The sequence below is a fragment of the Vibrio sp. V31_P5A7T61 genome, assembly GCF_009904895.1.
Lineage (GTDB): Bacteria > Pseudomonadota > Gammaproteobacteria > Enterobacterales > Vibrionaceae > Vibrio > Vibrio metschnikovii.
This window is the reverse complement of sequence record NZ_WXWI01000043.1, coordinates 1-3820: the sequence shown is the minus strand read 5'-3', so window position 1 is coordinate 3820 and position 3820 is coordinate 1. Positions and strand designations below refer to the sequence as shown.

General features: G+C 33.4%; 2 protein-coding genes. Both read right to left on the bottom strand.

What is annotated here, in order from left to right; translation table 11 throughout:
• Positions 1-308: 308 nt before the first annotated feature.
• Complete coding sequence (locus tag CAG58_RS09895; protein WP_161429586.1) at positions 309-1838, bottom strand: class I SAM-dependent methyltransferase; 1530 nt, start codon at positions 1836-1838, stop codon at positions 309-311.
• Positions 1839-2876: 1038 nt separating this feature from the next.
• Positions 2877-3820: glycosyltransferase family 2 protein (locus CAG58_RS09890; RefSeq protein ID WP_161439733.1), on the bottom strand; the 944-nt coding region annotated here is incomplete at its 5' end.

Here is a 3820-nt window from a genome sequence, read left to right as displayed (position 1 = left end):
ATTTTTATCTAACTATAAAACAATCAGTTATGATGTTATTGGTGTTAAGTAAGATTTCTAATTTTTTACAAAAAAATAAAACAAAATAAAAAACCCTTACTTTTCAAAAAGATAAATAAAACACTGCCAATGTAAAAAGTAGAACATATACACTAATATTTTTTTAAATTAAAAACTTCACGTCAAAAGCAGCACCCTTAGTAACAAAATGATTACTAAGGGTCAGATAACTCTATTTATTTTTATTAAAATAAATCTTCTACCATTATCACCTAAAATGAAGATCATATTAATCAATAAAAAAAAACTTATGATGATTTCAATACACGATTTAACTTTTGAGTTACCTTGCCTTTAAGGCCAAGCAATAAAGATTTAGACTTTATTGCTTGAACCTCCTTTGAAAGGCTGACTGACTTAGCTTCTTGCCAATTAATCAAAGCAAGGGGGATGACTTGCTCATCACAAAGTAAACTCAAGATAATGGGTGTATTATCATCAGGTAAAGGAATATATCCAGCAAAGCCGCACTGATGCTGATCCCAAAACAGTGAAGGGTATTGACCCATTGGAAATAAAGATTGAGCCACATCAGGGCGTTGACGACTGAAAGGCACTTGATACTGCTCTAAACCCACTTGCACCAACAAGGATAATGGTTGATTGGTATCATCAACCCAACCAGCCCAGCCTGAAATACGCAGTTTATTATTCGTACCCAACAATTGATTCTTGGCAGGGGAATCTAAATGCCAGCGCAAACGACCTAACCATTGGCTATCGATCAACGATGTTACTTGAGCAACTTTCGCATCATCTGCTAGTGGTTGTTCCAGTAAAAAATTACGATACGCCTCTGCTTTACTTGGTCGTTTCGCTGGTGTACCTAAACTCTCAGCCTGCGACCAACTTAACTGAATCGGAAAGTACCCTGCATCATAAAATAATTGCGCTACCTTAGCGTGTTCACGTTCTGGGAGATAGGTATCGAGAGCAAAGTCAGTAAAGTCCGCTTGATCAATCCAAAACTTAACTAGCTCATCGAGTAAATTTGCTTGGCAGATCTGGTTTGTCACTTCACCATAGTTAACTGACTGACCATTGTTTTGCTGATCAAGAATCGCTTGAATAGCAGGGTGACAACTTAATTTCTTCTGCATAATCCGGTAATAATGTTGATCACCCGATATATTTTTTACATTGTTTTCAGCAAACAGACGTCGGGTTATGGTGGTTTTTCCGGTACCTGGTTTCCCCAACAGTAAGTAAGCATAAGGACGATAATGGCGAATATGAACCACATAGCGCTGTAATGGATCGCCATCTTGATTAACACTATGACCGGTCACTTTCCATGCATAATTTTGTAGCATACTGGCGAGTTTTATTCGAGTTGGAAACAAACGCTCATCAATCGCACGCTTGACTTGAATAAAATCGTCTTTCCCTCCAGGGGCAATACTGAGCTCGAGCACTAATACACCATCAGGCGTTAACTGCTCCATTAAACGATGTATTAAAGCTTCTTGATCATCAGCGTAATGAATAGCAGAGAGGAAGGTAATGACATCAAATTTACCTTCAGGTAAGGTTTCCCATGACTGGCAATGAAATTGTGCTTGTGGAAAACGTAGTTTAGCTCTCGAAATAGCTTCCTGACTATAATCGATACCCACAACCTCTTTCGCACCATCAAATAGTGCGTAGCCACAAAAGAAACCTTCATTACAACCTATATCTAAAAATCGTTTATTGGTTAATTCAGGAAGACGGAGGGCAATTAATTTTTCTTCTGATTTGGAGCCTCCACGGACCCCCGGAAACGTCTGATACTGCATAATTCCTACACTGTATTAATGAAAAATAAATAATATGACATAAAATTAACTATTTTATAACCATCGAATTAGACCCATACGACTTTAAGTTACAAGCTAATGGTAAATGAAAACCTCGAGAATAAATAGAGGATAATCCAACCATTTCAACCTCACTTTCAGTACGCAGTACTTTTACCATTATTTGTCGCGATATTATTGTATTGTGCTCTTACTTATACAGCTACTCGAAAAATAATTGACCATATTAATATAGTCTTCAACACCGCTGCATTTAAACTTATACACTAGCACATAAACCGCTTTAGACTTGTTAATAGAATATAAGAAATCTGATATATCTCTACTTTACATAGTTCAGTTTTTCCGGCTATATCACCCACTTGGAAAAATAATTTTTAATAGCTTGATCGATAATCAAGTACTTTACAGCTCAATATATGTGCTTTGAGAACTTCAATACGACTATGAACTTGTTCAGCATTGATACGCTTTAGCGATACTGGCTTTGGTTATTTTTAAAGTAAAGGAGTAATTAGTATCTTACACTATGATGACTTTTGCTATCTCAGTTTGATGTGTCCTCATATCGATAGTGGCTAAGACAACCTTAATATTAATAAGTATAATAATCTCAGGTATTACCCACGACTTACGCATGAGTTAAACAATTGTTAAGATCCAAATAAAACGTGCTCTCGGAACTCCGTATTTAATAGGCTTTATTACGCGAACCGTGAGGGATTGGCGTTCATTCTCCATTGCATGAAAACTCTTTTTAAACTCATCAATGTAAATTTCCGTAAGCTATATTCATTAAAATATATATGTATATATCGTAAAAAACAAACAATTTAAAAATGAGGATAATTCAAAAGAAAATTTTTATCAATCACATTACTAGTAACACTTCAAATAAATAGCAAAAATATTTTTAAATCTTTAATTAATTAAAACCACATGATAGCTATTATTTTAACTTCAACAAACCCTGCTAATACGACATCACAACAATAGCAATAAGTCAATATTACTCATCTATTCCAAATACTTTAAAAGACATGCTGGATTTCTATAATCAGAAAAAATGTGATTGTATATTGATTTTTTATCGGTGATATATCTAATAACCTCACACCAATGTTTAAGATATATTTTCTCTTGATAACCACTCTGAGTTTCTATTTTATAAGAAAAACTAGATAAAAACTTATCCTTTAACTTTAACATATCCTCATTAAACAATTTATTACTAATCTCTGATACTTCAGGATTAAGCTTAACAAGCACTTTGTTAACAGAGTTAATTTTATATTTTTCAAAAAACCTAAGATTGAATTCTAAGTCTTGATGTCTTGGATAAGATTCATCGAAACCATTAATAGCTAAAATAGCTTCACGTTTATAAGTCGCTGTATTTGTATGAAGATAATGATTTTTGTATTCTAGCATTAAAATATCTAGAGTTAAGTCACCTTCTTTATAACGATTAAGATCATTCTCAGGTGAATTCCAACCTAAAAAGCCACAATAAACCGCACCGATATTATAAGATGTATATTTTATTTCTTTAATAGACTCTGAAATTCTACCAGGTAAATAAATATCATCATCATCTAAAAAACATATATACTCGCCTGTTGATGCCATAATACCAGTATTTCTAGCCGCAGAGCCATTCCTATTGACCTTATGATTAATTATTCTAACTCTGTTTACAGGATTATTAATATTATTAACTAAATCTATCGTCTCTACATTAAAATCAGAACCCAAACCATTATCATTAACCACTATAACTTCAATGTCATCATAATCTTGATCAAGAACCGATATTAATGCATTATATAAATTATTAGGCCTTTTGTATGTAGGAATAATTACAGAAACTCTATCTCTCACTATACTACGTTGTTTAAAAATAATCTCACTAAGAATACTAAAGTTATCAGTCGTAATACCTAGCTTATACTCTATAAACT

Coding starts and splice junctions, on each gene's coding strand:
- CAG58_RS09895 (WP_161429586.1), bottom strand. CDS start 1,838: ATGCAGTATCAGACGTTTCCGGGGGTCCGTGGAGGCTCCAAATCAGAA.